We start from the raw sequence: 15474 nt of genomic DNA on the forward strand, positions 1-15474 counted from the left end.
GAAAAAATTGCCGGCACAGGGAAATGGCGGGGCGCGGTGCGCGAACAGGGTGGGAGGAAGTCCATGTCGGACGTCGACGAGAAACTGATCTTGCAGGTCCTGAAGAAGCTGCAGCAGCGGCTTCTCCACGCCGAGCGCAGGATTTGCGTCTACGAGAATCAGCTCAGTGCGTTTCGTGAAGATCAAGTCGAGGTGTTGAAGGATCTGCGCACCATCTATCAGTTGCTGGGTCAGCATCACGATCGCATCGGCGGGGCCGATGCGTCGCTGCGCAGGCCGACGCTCGTCCCGAATGATCCACGCTGATTCGGCCGTGTCGTGACGGTGAAGGCGCGTGCAGCGCAGCCAACATAACATCCACACAATTTCCTGTTGGCATGCAGATCGGATAGCCGGCGGCTCCAGGACCGGAACGTTCGTCATAGAGCCCCGTTATACGCCCCGGAATGAACGACGGGATTTCGCAATGTCCGACACCTATATCATCGAGGTCAGCTCCCAGGCGGCGGGGATCGTCGTCCGCGATCGTGGCGGCTTCCGCTTCTTCGCGGCGTCCCATCGCTTCAATGCCCTCGAGGGCCAGGTGTTTCGCAATGCCCGCGAAGCCGAACGCGCCGCGCTTCGGCTCGTGACCGGCGAGCTGAGCGCAGCCGCCTGAGCGAGCTTGGCGCAGGCGGCCGCCGGCGCACGTCAGCCGGACCGTGCCGCGCCGGACGTGCTCCGAGCCGGCGATTGCTGCGATGCGCCCAATGCTTCGCCGATTGACGCTTGACTCGATCAGCATCACCATGGTGCAGCTTGTCCTGAAAGCTTGCCATGGCCGTCCTTTCCCAACGCCAGACCGACATCCTCAACATCGCCCGCGCCTCCGGCCGCGTCATGGTGGAGGATCTCGCGCGCCGCTTCGAAGTCTCGGCCCAGACCATCCGCAAGGACCTCAATGATCTGTGCGAGCAGCGCGCGCTGACGCGCATCCATGGCGGCGCCATCATCGCCTCCGGCGTCGAGAATCTCGCCTACGAGGCGCGGCGCTTCGTCGCTGCCGACGAGAAGAAGGCGATCGGCGCGGTCGCCGCCGCGCGGATTCCGAACGGCTCCTCGCTCTTCATCAACATCGGCACCACGACGGAGGAGGTGGCGAGCGCGCTGTCGTCGCACCAGGACCTGCTCGTCATCACCAACAATCTCAACGTCGCGATGCTGCTCTATCCGCATCCGCGCATCGAGGTGATCGTGGCCGGCGGCACGGTGCGGCGCTCGGATGGCGGCGTGATCGGATCGACGGCGACGCAGCTGATCGGCCAGTTCAAGGTCGACTACGCGATCATCGGCGCATCCGCGATCGACGAGGAGGGCGCGCTGCTCGACTTCGACTATCGCGAGGTGCAGGTAGCCCAGGCCATCATCGCCAATGCCCGCAGCGTGATGCTGGTCGCCGATTCCACCAAGCTTCATCGCAGCGCGCCGGTGCGCATCGCCCATCTCAGCCAGATCCAGACCTTCGTCACCGACCGGCCGCTGCCGGACGGACTGGCCAGCCTCTGCCATAGCCGCGGCATCGAGGTGGTCTCGGCGATGCCCGCCGCCGACGCCGACGACGTCGCGGAGGCAACCGAAACGGCGGGGTCCGCCGTGCTCCGCCGCGCCTGACTTTCCGCCACTCTCGCAGGCTCCTTGATCCCGGTTTGGGCAGGTTTTGCCCAATCGCGGCCCAACATGCGAATTTCGATTTGCTTTCACTTTCGTTTGTGTTTAACTCGAAACCGAAAGTGAAATCGCCACAGTCAAGGCGATTGCCGGGGGATGCGTCTGTTGGAGCGGATCTACGACCTCGCCATTATCGGAGGCGGCGTGAACGGTTGCGGCATCGCGCGCGATGCGGCCGGACGCGGAAATTCCGTTTTCCTTTGTGAAATGAACGATCTGGCGAGCGGAACCTCGTCCTGGTCCACCAAGCTCGTGCATGGCGGCCTGCGCTATCTCGAATATTACGAGTTCCGGCTGGTCCGCGAGGCGCTGATCGAGCGCGAAATCCTGTGGCAGATCGCGCCCCACATCATCCGCCCGTTGCGTTTCGTGCTACCGCATCATTCGGGCCTGCGCCCGGCCTGGCTGCTGCGCCTCGGCCTGTTCCTTTATGATCATCTCGGCGGCCGCAAGCTGCTGCCGCCGACGCGGTCGGTGAACCTGCGCAGCGACGAGGTCGGCCGCCCCTTGATCCCCGGGCGCTACAGCAAGGGCTTCGAATATTCCGACTGCTTCGTCGACGATGCGCGTCTGGTCGTGCTGACCGCGCGCGATGCCGTCGATCGCGGCGCCGTCATCCGCACCCGCACGCGCGCGATCGAAATCCGGCAGGATGGCAGCCATTGGCTGGTCACCACCGAGAACACGCAGACCGGCGAGCGCGAGACCATCAAGGCGCGCGCGCTGGTCAATGCCGCCGGTCCCTGGGTCGAGCAGGTGCTGGCGACCGGCGCCGGCGTCAATGCGAAAGCGAAAGTGCGGCTGGTGCAGGGGTCGCACATCGTGGTGCGCAAGCTCTATGACCACGACCGCGCCTACATCTTCCAGAACGCCGACGGCCGCATCATCTTCACCATTCCCTATCAGCAGGATTTCACGCTGATCGGCACCACCGATCGCGACTATCAGGGCGATCCGGCCAAGGTGAAGGCGACCGACGAGGAGATCGCCTATCTCTGCGCCGCGCTCGGGGAATATCTCGCCAAGCCGGTGACGCCGGCCGACGTGGTGTGGAGCTATTCCGGCGTGCGTCCGCTCTATGACGATGGCGCCAGCGAGGCCAAGGCGGCGACCCGCGACTACGTGTTCGAGCTCGATACGCCCGGCGGCTTGCCGCTGCTGTCGATCTATGGCGGCAAGATCACCACCTACCGGCGCCTGTCGGAAGAGGCGCTGGAGCGTCTCGCGCCCTATGTGAAAGGTGGCAAGGCGGAGGAGGGGTGGACCGGCAAGGCGCCGCTGCCCGGCGGCGACATGAAGGTTTCGGCCGTTGCGCCGTTGATTGCGGATCTCCGCAAGACCTATCCGTTCCTGTCGGATGCACATGCGAAGCGGATCGCCCATGCCTATGGCACGCGGGCTGCGGCCATGCTCGCCGGTGCGACATCTTTGGCCGATCTCGGCCAGGATTTCGGTGGCACCTTGACGGAGCGTGAAGTCAGGTACCTGATGACGAACGAGTGGGCGTTGACGGCCGAGGACATCGTGTGGCGTCGATCGAAGCTGGGGTTGCGGATGTCGGCGGCTGAGATCGCCGCGCTCGATGCGTGGATCACAGCCAATCGCGAGCGCTCCGCCGTGCCGGCGCGTGAGGCGGGAGGGCGCGCATGAGCGTCACGCTCGATCACGTCTCCCGAATCGTCGACGGCGTGACCACCATTCGCGACGTCTCGCTGACGTTGCAGCGCGGCACGCTGAGCGTGCTGCTCGGGCCGACGCTGTCCGGCAAGACCTCGATCATGCGGCTGCTCGCCGGCCTCGACCGGCCGACCACGGGGCGGGTGCTGGTCGACGGCAAGGACGTCACCGGCGCCGACGTGCGGCAGCGCTCGGTCGCGATGGTCTATCAGCAGTTCATCAACTATCCCTCGCTCTCGGTCTATGAGAACATCGCCTCGCCGCTGCGCGTGCAAGGCAAGTCGCGCCAGGAGATCGAGAAGCGCGTGGCGGAAGCCGCCCGGCTGCTGCGGCTCGAGCCCTATCTGAAGCGCACGCCGCTGCAGCTCTCCGGCGGCCAGCAGCAGCGCACGGCGATTGCGCGCGCACTGGTGAAGGGGGCGGACCTCGTGCTGCTGGACGAGCCGCTCGCCAATCTCGACTACAAGCTGCGCGAGGAACTGCGGACCGAGCTGCCGCGCATCTTCGAGGCCTCGGGCGCGATCTTCGTCTACGCCACCACCGAGCCGTCGGAGGCGCTGCTGCTCGGTGGCCGCACCATCTGCATGTGGGAAGGGCAGGCGCTACAGGCCGGCGATACCGCGGCCGTGTATCGCCGACCCGACACCTTACGTGTCGGCCAGGTATTCTCGGATCCGCCGATGAACACGGTCGAGATCCAGAAGCGCGGCGAGAGCGTGGAGTATGCCGGCGGGGTCAAGGCGCCGGCGGTCGGCCTCTATGCTGATCTGCCCGATGGCGCCTACCGCGTCGGCTTCCGCCCGCATCAACTCGGGCTTGGCAAAGGCGACGGCAGCCACGGCCGCCATGCCTTTCCTGCGACCGTCTCGGTCACCGAGATCACGGGATCGGAGAGCTTCGTGCATCTGACGCGCGACGGCATGAACTGGGTCTCCGTGCTGCACGGCGTCCATGAATACGAGCCCGGCGAGATCCTCGACGCGGTGCTCGATCCGTCCAATGTGTTCGTGTTCGACGCCGGCGACCGCCTGGTCGCCGCGCCGGCGATCTGAGGGAGATGCCGCATGGCCCGCATTGACCTCGTCGATCTCGCCCACGCCTACAACGGCAACAGCGGCGATATCGAGAGCTACGCGCTGAAGCCGGTGACGATGACCTGGCGCCAGGGCGGCGCCTATGCGCTGCTCGGCCCGTCCGGCTGCGGAAAGACCACGCTGCTCAACCTGATCTCCGGCATCCTGACGCCCTCGCACGGCAAGATCCTGTTCGACGGCAAGGACATCACCAAAGCCTCGACCCGCGAACGCAACATCGCGCAGGTGTTCCAGTTTCCGGTCATCTACGACACGATGACGGTGGGCGAAAATCTTGCGTTTCCTCTGAAGAACCGCGGCGTGCCAAGGGCCGAGATCGACAAGCGCGTTGCAGAGATCGCACGTCTGCTCGATCTCACGCCGGACCTCAACCGCAAGGCCACGCGCTTGACCGCCGACGCCAAGCAGAAGATCTCGCTCGGCCGCGGCCTGGTGCGCTCCGACGTCGCCGCCGTCTTGTTCGACGAGCCGCTGACCGTGATCGATCCCGAGCTGAAATGGCAGTTGCGCTCCAAGCTGAAGGCGCTGCATCGCGAGCTCGATCTGACGATGATCTACGTCACCCACGATCAGACCGAGGCGCTGACCTTCGCCGACACCGTCGTCGTGATGCATGACGGCCGCGTGGTGCAGAGCGGCACGCCCGCTGAGCTGTTCGACAAGCCGGCCCATACCTTCGTCGGCTACTTCATCGGCTCGCCCGGCATGAACATCCTCTCGGCCGAGGTGAATGGACGTGAAGCCCGCATCGACGGTCACACCCTGACGCTGGCGCGCAGCTACGACGCGCTGCCGGCCGGAGCCAAGATCGAGATCGGCGTCCGTCCGGAATTCGTCGATGTCGCTCAGCCCGGACCCGGCCTGCTCGATGCCAATATCGAGCGCGTCGACGATCTCGGCCGCATCCGCTTCGCGCGCGTTCGTGTCGGCGACGTCAAGTTCGCCGCGCGACTGCCGGCCGGCTTCTCGCCGCAGGGCTCGGCGATCGGGCTGAAGTTCAATCCAGCCTATGTCCATGTCTACGCCGACAGCCGTCTCGTCGAGGGAGCCTGAGTGATGGACAAGACCATCAACAACAAGGCCTGGTTCCTGGTGCTGCCGGTGTTCCTGCTGGTGGCGTTCTCCGCCATCCTGCCGCTGATGACGGTCGTGAACTATTCGATGCAGGACACGTTCGGCAACAACCAGTTCTTCTGGAACGGCGTCGGCTGGTTCAAGGAGCTGCTCGATCCCTCGACCGATCTCGGCGGCCGCTTCCTCGCCTCGCTCGGGCGCAACCTGATCTTCTCGCTCGCAATTCTGGCCATCGAGGTGCCGCTCGGCATCGTCGTGGCGCTGTCGATGCCGCGGGGCGGATGGACCGTGGCCTTCTGCCTCGTCGTGCTGGCGCTGCCGCTCTTGATTCCGTGGAACGTGGTCGGCACCATCTGGCAGATTTTCGGCCGGCCCGACATCGGCCTGCTTGGCTATGCGTTGACGAGCGTAGGCATCGACTACAATTACGTGTCCAACGATCTCGATGCCTGGGCCACCGTCATCGTGATGGACGTGTGGCACTGGACCAGCCTGGTGGCGCTGCTGTGCTATGCCGGCCTGAAGTCGATCCCCGACGCCTATTATCAGGCTGCGCAGATCGACGGCGCCTCGCGCTGGGCGGTGTTTACCGCAATCCAGCTGCCAAAGATGCATCGCGTGCTGCTGATCGCCGTGCTGCTGCGCTTCATGGACAGCTTCATGATCTACACCGAGCCGTTCGTCGTCACCGGCGGCGGACCGGGCAATTCGACGACCTTCATCTCGATCGAGCTCGTCAAGATCGCGCTCGGCCAGTTCGACCTCGGCAAGGCGGCGGCGCTATCGCTGGTCTACAATCTGATCATCCTCATCGTGTGCTGGGTGTTCTACACCATCATGACCAATGCCGGCGCCGAGCGCCGGCCGGTGAAGGGGGGCGCGTGATGAACACCATTCCGGGCCGTCGCATCATCATCTCGCTGTTCCTGGTCTTCCTGCTGTTGCCGATCTACTGGCTCGTCAACATGAGCTTCAAGACCAACAACGAGATCGTCACAACGATGACGCTCTGGCCGCATCAGCCGACGCTGGCCAACTACATGCGCATCTTCACCGACGAGAGCTGGTATTCCGGCTACATCAACTCGCTGAAATACGTGATCATCAACACGGTGATCTCGATCCTCGTGGCGCTGCCGGCGGCCTATGCGTTCTCGCGCTACCGCTTCCTCGGCGACAAGCACCTGTTCTTCTGGCTGCTGTCGAACCGCATGGCGCCGGCCGCGGTCTACGCGCTGCCGTTCTTCAATCTGTACTCGGCGATCGGCCTGTTCGATACGCCGTGGGCGGTCGCGCTGGCGCATTGCATCTTCAACATCCCGCTCGCGGTCTGGATCCTCGAGGGCTTCGTGTCCTCCGTCCCGCGCGAGATCGACGAGACGGCGTTCCTCGACGGCTATTCGTTCCCGCGCTTCTTCGTGAAGATCCTGGTGCCGCTGATCGCCAGCGGCATCGGCGTCGCCGCCTTCTTCTGCTTCATGTTCTCCTGGGTCGAGCTGCTGCTCGCGCGCACGCTGACCTCGGTCTATGCCAAGCCGATCTCGGCGGTGATGACCCGTACCGTGTCGGCGTCCGGCATGGATTGGGGCCTGCTCGCGGCTGCCGGCGTGCTGACCATCATCCCGGGCGCGCTCGTCATCTGGTTCGTCCGCAACTACATCGCGCGCGGCTTCGCGCTGGGGCGGGTGTGATGATGCAGACGATCCGCGACGGCCTCCGTTCCGCCTCTCCCGCTTGCGGGGGAGGCCGTATCGCATCGCCAGATGCGATACGGGTGGGGGCATCTCTCCTCTTGGGCAGTCGGACTCGCGGCGCCCCCACCCCAACCCTCCCCCGCAAGCGGGGGAGGGGGTGCATTATCGCCTGGAGCTGATAGCCATGGACAGCATCGCATGGATGGCCTGGACTGCGCCGACGGCGATCTTCTTCGCCGCGCTGGCCTGCACCCTTGGCGTCATGACGCTACTCGCCGCGCGCTATCCCGAGGCCGAGCGCGTCGGCGTGCTGCGCATTCCGACCACGCGCGGCGACCGCCTGTTCATCTCGCTGATCTCGGCCGCCGTCATTCACCTCGTCTGGATCGGGCTTGTCGGCACCGACACGATCGCGACCCTGCCGGTCGGCGAGGACAGTTTTGAGGTTTCGAGCCTGTGGCTCGCGACCGCAATTTCGCTTGCATCCGCCGTTGCGATCTTTCGCACCGTCTGAGGCAGGCGAGGAAGGGCAGATCCGGGGGCAACCCGGACCTGGATACGTCGCTCAAGGAGGAAAGCATGCGACACTTGAAACCTAGGAAGCATCACCTGACCAAGGCAAGCTATCTCGCGATGACCAGCGCTGCCGCGCTGTTCGCCGCGACCATGACGCTGTCCGTGCCGGCGCTTGCCGACGACGCCACGATCCAGAAGTGGATCGACAGCGAATTCCAGCCCTCGACGCTCTCGAAAGAGGAGCAGCTGAAGGAGCTGCAGTGGCTGGCCAAGGCCGCCGAGCCCTTCAAGGGCATGGAGATCAACGTCGTCTCCGAGACCATCACCACGCATGAGTACGAAGCCAAAACGCTCGCCAAGGCGTTCAGCGAGATCACCGGCATCAAGCTCAAGCACGACATCATCCAGGAAGGTGACGTCGTCGAGAAGCTGCAGACCCAGATGCAGTCCGGCAAGAACGTCTATGACGGCTGGATCAACGACTCCGACCTGATCGGCACCCACTTCCGCTACGGCCAGACCATCGCGCTGTCGGACTACATGAAGGGCGAGGGCAAGGACGTCACCGACCCCTATCTCGACGTCAACGACTTCATCGGCAAGTCGTTCACGACCGCTCCGGACGGCAAGCTCTATCAGCTGCCCGACCAGCAGTTCGCGAACCTGTATTGGTTCCGCTACGACTGGTTCACCAATCCGGACTACAAGGCCAAGTTCAAGGCCAAATATGGCTACGACCTCGGCGTGCCCGTGAACTGGTCGGCCTATGAGGACATCGCCGAGTTCTTCACCAACGACATCAAGGAGATCAACGGCGTCAAGGTCTATGGTCACATGGACTATGGCAAGAAGGATCCCTCGCTCGGCTGGCGCTTCACCGACGCCTGGCTGTCGATGGCCGGCAACGGCGACAAGGGCATCCCGAACGGCCTGCCGGTCGACGAATGGGGCATCCGCATGGAAGGCTGCCGTCCGGTCGGCTCCTCGGTCGAGCGCGGTGGCGACACCAACGGTCCGGCGGCGGTCTACTCGATCACCAAATATCTCGACTGGATGAAGAAGTACGCGCCGCCGCAGGCGCAGGGCATGACCTTCTCCGAGGCTGGCCCGGTGCCCGCGCAGGGCAACGTCGCCCAGCAGATCTTCTGGTATACCGCCTTCACCGCCGACATGGTGAAGCCGGGTCTGCCAGTCGTGAACGCTGACGGCACGCCGAAGTGGCGCATGGCTCCGTCGCCGCACGGCGCCTACTGGAAGGAAGGCATGAAGCTCGGCTATCAGGACGCGGGCTCGCTCACGCTGCTGAAGTCGACCCCGCCGGATCGCCGCAAGGCCGCCTGGCTGTACCTGCAGTTCATCGTCTCCAAGACGGTCAGCTTGAAGAAGAGCCATGTCGGTCTCACCTTCATCCGTGAATCCGACATCTGGGACAAGTCGTTCACCGAGCGTGCGCCGAAGCTCGGCGGCCTCGTCGAGTTCTACCGCTCGCCCGCGCGCGTGCAGTGGACCCCGACCGGCAACAACGTGCCCGACTATCCGAAGCTGGCGCAACTGTGGTGGCAGAACATCGGCGATGCGTCGTCCGGTGCGAAGACGCCGCAGGCCGCGATGGATGCGCTCGCAGCCGCCCAGGACTCCGTCCTCGAGCGTCTCGAGAAGTCCAAGGTCCAGGGCGAGTGCGGTCCGAAGCTGAACAAGAAGGAATCGGCCGAGTTCTGGTTCAACAAGTCGGCCAAGGACGGCAACATCGCTCCGCAGCGCAAGCTCGCGAACGAGAAGCCCAAGGGCGAGACGATCGACTACGACACCCTGATCAAGTCGTGGCCGGCCACCCCGCCGAAGCGCGCCGAGGCGAAGTGAGCCCACGCTCTGAAGGCGTCGTCCGGCTCGACCGGGCAATCCCATCACGAAGGCCGGGAGCAATCCCGGCCTTTTCTTTTGGCCCAGAGGTGAGGGGCTTCCCGTTCCATTCGGGAATTATTCCCGGATCGCATGGGACAACTTCCACGCAGCAAGTGCCTTGAAGCCGGTGGGGACAGGCGGCACTCTTTGACGATCGGGATTGTCGCGATCTTCGCCGTGACTTTGCCCCAACGACACGAAACAACAAGGCTCCGACACGATCCGGCATGGCCCTATGCGATCCACGCCGGGATCGTGATCACCAACCACGGGGCCACCGAGGGAGTACGGCCATGGATCAGGCGCACATCGCCAATATCGCGAGCACGCTGCCGGAAGCGTTGTCGCCCTGGACCATGTTCATGCAGGCCGACATCGTCGTGAAGGCGGTGATGATCGGGCTGGCGCTGGCTTCAGTCGCAACCTGGACCGTTCTGGTGGTGAAGACGATCCAACTCCGCGCGGCACTGCGCACCTCGCGCAGCGCGCTCGGCATCGCGATGGCCGCGCGCGCGCTGTCGGATGCGACGGGACGCATTTCCGCCGACGACGGTGTGGTCGGCCGGCTGCTGGCCGTCGCCGATGACGAAATCGACAAGTCGCGTGGCCTTCCCGCCGACGGCATCAAGGAGCGCGTCTCCTGGCAGTTCGAGCGGATCGAGGCGGCGGCGGTGGCGCGCATCGGCCGCGGCATCGGCATTCTCGCCACGGTCGGCGCGGTCGGGCCGTTCGTCGGCCTGTTCGGCACGGTCTGGGGCATCATGAACAGCTTCATCGGCATCTCGCATGCGCATACGACCAACCTCGCGGTGGTGGCGCCGGGCATCGCGGAGGCGCTGCTCGCAACCGCCTTCGGCCTCGCCGCCGCGATTCCCGCGGTCGTGATCTACAACCTGTTCGCGCGCGCCACCGGCGGCTATCGCGCCGTCATCGCCGATGCGTCGGTGGCGGTGATGCGCCTGCTCAGCCGCGATCTCGACCGTCAGCACGCCGGGCCCGCCGAAACGCGGCGCAGCGCCATCCGCGCCGTCGAGGCGCCGATGCTGTCGATCGCCAATCCGGCGGAGTGAGCCATGGCCGTCAAGCTCGCCCGACGCCCCGACGAATTCGAGGAGACGCACGACATCAACGTGACGCCGTTCATCGACGTCATGCTGGTGCTCCTGATCATCTTCATGGTCGCAGCGCCGCTCGCCACGGTCGACGTCCCGGTCAACCTGCCGGCGATCTCGGCCGAGCCGCAGCCGCGCGCGGAAACGCCGGTCTTCGTCACCTTCAAGGCCGACCGTTCGCTCGCCGTTGGCGACCAGAGCGTGGCGCAGCCCGACATCGCCGCCTCGCTCGATGCCGCCACCAAGTCCGATCACGAGCAGCGCGTGCTGCTGCGCGCCGATCAGACGCTGCCCTATGGCGAGGTGATGGCGCTGATGAACACGCTGCGCCGCGCCGGCTATACCAAGGTGGCGCTGGTCGCGTTGGAAGACCGGGGCGCGCAGTGAGCGTCCTCACGCTCGATCCGTTCGAATACGAGCAGCGCCGGGAGCGGACACTGTGGACCATCGCCGCGCTGGTGGTGGGCGGGCTGCATGTCGGGCTCGCCGTCGGCTATCTGCTGCTGCGTCCCGCGCCGCAGGGACGTGCCCAGGCGCCGGCCTTCGACGTCGTGTTCACCCCGGCGGTGGTGAGCGAGCCGGCGCCGACGGCGCAGGATGCGCCGGCGTCCGAGCCGCCGCCGGTGGAGCCGCCGAAGGACGAGCCGGTGAAGGACGACCCGGTCGCGCGCGAGGCCGTCGCTGAGCCTGTCCCGCCGGCTCCCTCCGAGCCGGAGCCGCAGGTCATGGCGCAGCCGGAGCCGGTGCCGGATGTCATTCCCTCGCCGGAGCCCGCGCCACAGGTCGCGCTCGCGCCCGAGCCGCCGCGTGCAGACGATGTCGTTTTGCCGCCGCCGCCACCACCGAAACAGATCGAGGCGATACCGCCGGAGCCGAAGCCCGTTCCCGAGCGTGTCGAGCGCAAGCCAGTGGAGAAGAAGGAGACGAAGGAGAGGGTCGAGAGGAAGCCCGCACCGCCGAAGCCGGCTGCGGCGCCAGCGGCCCGGCCTTCACGTGTCGCGTCGGCGCCCAATCCCGGCGAGGACAGCGTCGGGGCGCGCGAGGGCCAGGCCAGTTGGAACGCCGAGGTGGTGGCGCAGATCCGCCGCGCCGCAGCCTATCCCTCCGACGGCAATGGCGCGAGCGGCACCGTCATGCTGAACGTCGTGATCGATCGCAACGGACGGCTGCTGTCGCGACGGCTCGCTGGAAGCTCGGGCTCGCCGGCGCTGGACCGCGCGGCGATGGGCATCATCGAACGCGCCGCGCCGTTCCCGCGCTTTCCGCCGGCGATGGCTCAGGCGCAGGTCTCGCGCACGGTCCCCCTCCATCTGAGGCCGCGCTGAACGCGGCGCCATCCAGGGCGATATCGGTGCCGCCGCGTGCCGCTTATTTGCTGCACTCGGTCAGATCCGTATCGCGCACGACGAACTGCGCGCCTTCCTTGAGTTCGATGTTCTTGGCGACGCAGGTGCGGCCGCCCTTTTCGGACAGCTTGATGTCGTAGCGGCCGGACTTCACGCCGACCAGCGTCATGCGCTCATTGTGGTCGACCTCGCCCTCGTCGTCGTTCTTGCACTGGTCGGCGCCCCAGGTTTTGGTGCCGGCGGCCGCCAGGTACATTTTCACGATGGTCTGGCCGGTGCGATTGAGGAAGCGCGGGCCGTCCTCGGCGGACGCGGCGGAGCCGGCCAGCATGAGAAGCGCGCAGGCGGTGACGAGGCGACGCATGACGAGTGTCCTTTTCTTATGATTGGTCATGGGATGAAGGCGCGCCGATCAGAAATCCTTGCCGATGCTGGTCTTGACGGCAAGGCCGCGCGAGGCGTTGGTCAGGCCGTAGCCGACGCCGAAGCTGAGCTCGAAGCCCTTGAAGCGGGTGTCGGCGACTGCGTAGAGCGTCTGCATCTGCTGATTCCAGGGCAGGATGTAGCCGAACGGTCCGAGATTGGAGAAGTGCTCGATACCGATGGTCCAGCGATCGCTGAGGCGCTTGACGAAGCGCACCGAGGGCTCGAAGGCCGAGCCGGCGCCGTCGATGCCGAAGGTCATGTTGGCGTTGAAGATGAGCTGATAGTCGTTGGGCAGGTTGACGCCGATGATCGGCGTGAACATCTGCGCCACCCGCGGCGTGGCCTCCTGCACGAAGCGCGGCGCGCCGGGCTGGCCGGCTCCGGCCTTGTTGGCGACCCACAGGTCTGGCGTCAGGCCGCCCTGCGGCGCCAGGATGGTGCGTGACACCAGGCCGAGGAAGACGGTGCGCTCAAGCCGGTCGCCCTGGATGAAGGTCTGGCGAATGGTGACGCCGCCGGACTGGAATGAATAGCCGGGCACGCCATTGTCCATCACGTTGCCCAGCGCCATCGGCACATTGGTGCGGGCAAAGGCGTAAGGCGAGGTCAACGCGATCTCGTACCATTCGGTCGGCGAGTAGCCGATCTCGGTCTCGCCGGTGACCGCACGCTGCGGCACGCGGCGTCCGCCGTTCTGTTGCGGATTGAAGGTTGTCAGATAGCCGAAGCGCTGTTCGACCTGGAAATGTCCGGGCGAGGCGGGGTCATTGCCCTGGATCTCCTCGGCCGCTGCACCGAACGGCGCGAGAACGAGAGCACCGGCAGCCATGTACAATCGCGATCGTCTTCTTGCACTCCTGGCGATGCCGTTCGGCTGCATGTCCCCGCGCTCCCTTCAACTGATGAGCTAACGAGTCGGCGGGGCGAAAACATGCGGGCCCGTCGGCTGAAAGATGACGCGATCGGGAAACGATCAGTCGTTGAATGCCGCAATTGCTCCGGCCTTCCTGTTTCGATGAGGAATAGGGATGTTTTGACAAGTCGAACGGGACATTTTGACCGGGACAATATGGCGGCCATTTCGCGAGTGAATCTCAGGGCGGCGATGAATGTGGCGTGTTGCAAACACATTGATGTCATAGAGCGAGGAAAACATGTGCTGCAGCATGCATTGCTGATCGCCGGATCAGCCAGAGAATGGACACGCCCGTGCTTCACACACCCGGTCATCGTCGCCGCTTGTCCGCTCAGCCGATGCGGCTCGGACTGGTGCTCACACTCCTTCTGTCCACGCTGCTGCCGGATGGACGCGCCTTCGCGGAGGAGCCGCTGCGGGACCAGTTGGAAGCATGGTGGAATCAAACCCAGGCCGGCAAGAGAGGTCAGGTTTGGCAAGTCCGACAGGCGTCATCGGGGAGCGGTGCCAGAACCGCAAGGCATGTCGCCAAGCGCGGACGCCACGTCGCCAATGCCCGGGCCGAGGCAGGAGGAGGTGTCTTCGACCACGATAGCGGTCCGCGTCGCGACCGTCCGGGGAGATATTTCCTGCACGGACCGAGGTTCTAGTCCCGACGCTCTTGCGGGAATTTCCCGGGCGTCGCGTTCTTGCACTTGCGAAATGACAAGGCCTCCCATAGGTCAAAGTGATGTGTGGCGCGTTGCCGGTGAACCGCCGACGCTCGCATACGTTGTTTTCGTGCCCTTCATCGCCGCCCCTCGGACGGCGGAGACAAAGGATCAATTCGATGAATTGGAAACTGATGATGACGGCCGCTGCCGTCGGCATGACAGCGATCGTCGGCACGTCGACGATCGCTGTCAGTGCACCGGCCCCTTCCAAGCTGCTGACCTCGATCGACCCCGACAAGGACGGCACCGCCGACATGAACGAGGTCCGCACGGCCGCCGGCGCGCTGTTCGATCGTCTCGATCGCGACCACGACGGCACGCTCGACGCCAAGGAGCTGCGCGGCCGCGTTTCGGCCAAGGATCTCAAGGCCGCTGATCCCGACAATGACGGCACGCTGACCAAGGACGAGTATCTCGCGCTGGTGGAAGGCCGCTTCAAGGCGGCCGATCCTGACCATGACGGCACGCTCGATTCCAAGGAGCTGAAGTCGGTGGCCAAGCTGCTGAAGTGAGACATCGGTCCGCACTGGACCGACGCGACACAGACATGAGCTCGAGGGCCTGTGATGGGAGACCGTCGCAGGCCCTCGTCTTTCAGGCGGATGCTCGTGGCGGGCCGGCAGGGAGGGCGATTGGCCCTCACATGCTTGGGCGGGACATTTCCACTGCGAGACGAACTAGGTCGGGCAGGCTGCGCGCCCCGAGCTTCTGTCGCAGCCGGTAGGTCAGGTTGATGACGGTCTTGTAGCTGATGCCGAGATGGTCGGCGATCGCCTGATAGGATTTCGCCTGAGCCAGCAGCGCAAGTGCCTGGCGCTCGCGCGGGGTCAATGCCGCGGTCGCCATGCCGTCCGGATCGGCGCGGAGCAGGGCGATGCGGGTGGCGAGCTGCGGGTCGAGATAGGTGCCGCCGGTTCGAACCTGTTCCAATGCCTTTGGCAGCTCGTGCGGCGGGGCGTCCTTGAGCAAATAGCCGTTGGCGCCGGCGTCGATCGCGGAGCGGACGATACGCGGATCGGCGTGCATGCTGAAGACCAGGATTCGGGCGCGGGGATCGTGCGACCGCATGCGTTCGATCAGACTGATTCCGCCGAGTTCCCGTCCCTGTAGACGCAGATCGACGATCGCGACGTCCGGCCGGTCGCGGATATAGGCTTGGTACCCGCTGTCGGCATCGTGTGCCTCGGACAGCGAGCGGATCCCGGCTTCATTCAGCAGCCAGCGACAGGCCGTGATCACGACCGGGTGGTCATCGACGAGCAGAACGCGATACATCCGATGAAGGTCTTGCCCTTAT

Annotated in this window: 17 protein-coding genes; 14 read left to right on the forward strand and 3 right to left on the reverse strand. The window is 65.2% G+C overall.

Annotated features, from left to right (window positions below):
- Positions 1-63 precede the first annotated feature (63 nt).
- The 13 genes from QX051_RS10965 to QX051_RS11025 all read left to right on the forward strand — a co-directional run bounded on the left by QX051_RS10965 (position 64) and on the right by QX051_RS11025 (position 12101).
- A complete protein-coding gene (locus tag QX051_RS10965; RefSeq protein WP_315738400.1) occupies positions 64-306 on the forward strand; it encodes a hypothetical protein in 243 nt (80 codons plus the stop codon).
- Positions 307-466: 160 nt separating this feature from the next.
- Positions 467-658, forward strand: a complete 192-nt coding sequence (locus tag QX051_RS10970) for a hypothetical protein (protein ID WP_315738399.1) — start codon at positions 467-469, stop codon at positions 656-658.
- A 158-nt stretch (positions 659-816) separates the two neighbouring features.
- Complete coding sequence (locus tag QX051_RS10975; protein ID WP_315738398.1) at positions 817-1650, forward strand: DeoR/GlpR family DNA-binding transcription regulator; 834 nt, start codon at positions 817-819, stop codon at positions 1648-1650.
- 153 nt (positions 1651-1803) lie between these two features.
- A complete protein-coding gene (glpD, locus tag QX051_RS10980) occupies positions 1804-3357 on the forward strand; it encodes a glycerol-3-phosphate dehydrogenase (protein ID WP_315776112.1) in 1554 nt (517 codons plus the stop codon).
- Complete coding sequence (locus QX051_RS10985; RefSeq protein WP_315738396.1) at positions 3354-4436, forward strand: ABC transporter ATP-binding protein; 1083 nt, start codon at positions 3354-3356, stop codon at positions 4434-4436. The genes glpD and QX051_RS10985 overlap by 4 nt, the downstream gene beginning before the upstream one ends.
- A 12-nt stretch (positions 4437-4448) precedes the next feature.
- Complete coding sequence (locus tag QX051_RS10990) at positions 4449-5531, forward strand: ABC transporter ATP-binding protein (RefSeq protein WP_315738395.1); 1083 nt, start codon at positions 4449-4451, stop codon at positions 5529-5531.
- Positions 5532-5534: 3 nt separating this feature from the next.
- Positions 5535-6437, forward strand: a complete 903-nt coding sequence (locus QX051_RS10995) for a sugar ABC transporter permease (protein ID WP_315738394.1) — start codon at positions 5535-5537, stop codon at positions 6435-6437.
- A complete protein-coding gene (locus tag QX051_RS11000; protein ID WP_315776113.1) occupies positions 6437-7243 on the forward strand; it encodes a carbohydrate ABC transporter permease in 807 nt (268 codons plus the stop codon). The genes QX051_RS10995 and QX051_RS11000 overlap by 1 nt, the downstream gene beginning before the upstream one ends.
- A gap of 187 nt (positions 7244-7430) precedes the next feature.
- Positions 7431-7760 (forward strand): DUF2160 domain-containing protein, encoded by a 330-nt coding sequence (locus tag QX051_RS11005; protein ID WP_315738392.1) that lies wholly within the window; start codon positions 7431-7433, stop codon positions 7758-7760.
- 119 nt (positions 7761-7879) lie between these two features.
- On the forward strand, positions 7880-9622 hold the full coding sequence (locus QX051_RS11010; protein ID WP_315738720.1) for an ABC transporter substrate-binding protein: 1743 nt from the start codon (positions 7880-7882) through the stop codon (positions 9620-9622).
- A 335-nt stretch (positions 9623-9957) separates the two neighbouring features.
- The gene (gene exbB / locus QX051_RS11015) at positions 9958-10734 is read left to right on the forward strand and encodes a tonB-system energizer ExbB (RefSeq protein ID WP_315773416.1); all 777 of its coding nucleotides are present in this window, start codon (positions 9958-9960) and stop codon (positions 10732-10734) included.
- 3 nt (positions 10735-10737) lie between these two features.
- On the forward strand, positions 10738-11163 hold the full coding sequence (gene exbD, locus QX051_RS11020; protein ID WP_315776114.1) for a TonB system transport protein ExbD: 426 nt from the start codon (positions 10738-10740) through the stop codon (positions 11161-11163).
- On the forward strand, positions 11160-12101 hold the full coding sequence (locus tag QX051_RS11025) for a TonB family protein (protein ID WP_315776115.1): 942 nt from the start codon (positions 11160-11162) through the stop codon (positions 12099-12101). Before exbD ends, QX051_RS11025 begins: the two co-directional genes overlap by 4 nt.
- A 43-nt stretch (positions 12102-12144) precedes the next feature.
- On the opposite strand, the gene QX051_RS11030 is transcribed toward QX051_RS11025, so the two are convergent.
- Together QX051_RS11030 and QX051_RS11035 are read right to left on the reverse strand one after the other, a co-directional pair.
- Complete coding sequence (locus QX051_RS11030; protein WP_315717331.1) at positions 12145-12486, reverse strand: hypothetical protein; 342 nt, start codon at positions 12484-12486, stop codon at positions 12145-12147.
- Between the two features lie 48 nt (positions 12487-12534).
- The gene (locus QX051_RS11035; RefSeq protein WP_315776116.1) at positions 12535-13377 is read right to left on the reverse strand and encodes a hypothetical protein; all 843 of its coding nucleotides are present in this window, start codon (positions 13375-13377) and stop codon (positions 12535-12537) included.
- A 955-nt stretch (positions 13378-14332) separates the two neighbouring features.
- On the opposite strand from QX051_RS11035, the gene QX051_RS11040 reads away from it, so the two are divergent.
- Positions 14333-14689: an EF-hand domain-containing protein gene (locus QX051_RS11040; RefSeq protein WP_315738719.1), complete on the forward strand. Its 357-nt coding sequence runs from the start codon at positions 14333-14335 to the stop codon at positions 14687-14689.
- 127 nt (positions 14690-14816) lie between these two features.
- Here the strand turns inward: QX051_RS11040 and QX051_RS11045 are convergent, their stop codons facing one another.
- The gene (locus tag QX051_RS11045; RefSeq protein WP_315776117.1) at positions 14817-15452 is read right to left on the reverse strand and encodes a response regulator transcription factor; all 636 of its coding nucleotides are present in this window, start codon (positions 15450-15452) and stop codon (positions 14817-14819) included.
- Between the last annotated feature and the right edge of the window lie 22 nt (positions 15453-15474).

This window comes from Bradyrhizobium sp. SZCCHNR1053 (genome assembly GCF_032381235.1).
GTDB lineage: Bacteria > Pseudomonadota > Alphaproteobacteria > Rhizobiales > Xanthobacteraceae > Bradyrhizobium.

Bases quoted from the DNA above. Each gene is read 5' to 3' on its own strand.
- QX051_RS11010 (WP_315738720.1), top strand. From the start codon at position 7,880: ATGACCAGCGCTGCCGCGCTGTTCGCCGCGACCATGACGCTGTCCGTG.
- QX051_RS10965 (WP_315738400.1), top strand. From the start codon at position 64: ATGTCGGACGTCGACGAGAAACTGATCTTGCAGGTCCTGAAGAAGCTG.
- QX051_RS11030 (WP_315717331.1), bottom strand. From the start codon at position 12,486: ATGCGTCGCCTCGTCACCGCCTGCGCGCTTCTCATGCTGGCCGGCTCC.
- QX051_RS10995 (WP_315738394.1), top strand. From the start codon at position 5,535: ATGGACAAGACCATCAACAACAAGGCCTGGTTCCTGGTGCTGCCGGTG.
- QX051_RS10970 (WP_315738399.1), top strand. From the start codon at position 467: ATGTCCGACACCTATATCATCGAGGTCAGCTCCCAGGCGGCGGGGATC.
- QX051_RS11045 (WP_315776117.1), bottom strand. From the start codon at position 15,452: ATGTATCGCGTTCTGCTCGTCGATGACCACCCGGTCGTGATCACGGCC.
- glpD (WP_315776112.1), top strand. From the start codon at position 1,804: ATGCGTCTGTTGGAGCGGATCTACGACCTCGCCATTATCGGAGGCGGC.
- QX051_RS11005 (WP_315738392.1), top strand. From the start codon at position 7,431: ATGGACAGCATCGCATGGATGGCCTGGACTGCGCCGACGGCGATCTTC.
- QX051_RS10975 (WP_315738398.1), top strand. From the start codon at position 817: ATGGCCGTCCTTTCCCAACGCCAGACCGACATCCTCAACATCGCCCGC.
- QX051_RS11040 (WP_315738719.1), top strand. From the start codon at position 14,333: ATGACAGCGATCGTCGGCACGTCGACGATCGCTGTCAGTGCACCGGCC.
- QX051_RS11035 (WP_315776116.1), bottom strand. From the start codon at position 13,377: ATGGCTGCCGGTGCTCTCGTTCTCGCGCCGTTCGGTGCAGCGGCCGAG.
- QX051_RS10985 (WP_315738396.1), top strand. From the start codon at position 3,354: ATGAGCGTCACGCTCGATCACGTCTCCCGAATCGTCGACGGCGTGACC.
- exbD (WP_315776114.1), top strand. From the start codon at position 10,738: ATGGCCGTCAAGCTCGCCCGACGCCCCGACGAATTCGAGGAGACGCAC.
- exbB (WP_315773416.1), top strand. From the start codon at position 9,958: ATGGATCAGGCGCACATCGCCAATATCGCGAGCACGCTGCCGGAAGCG.
- QX051_RS10990 (WP_315738395.1), top strand. From the start codon at position 4,449: ATGGCCCGCATTGACCTCGTCGATCTCGCCCACGCCTACAACGGCAAC.
- QX051_RS11000 (WP_315776113.1), top strand. From the start codon at position 6,437: ATGAACACCATTCCGGGCCGTCGCATCATCATCTCGCTGTTCCTGGTC.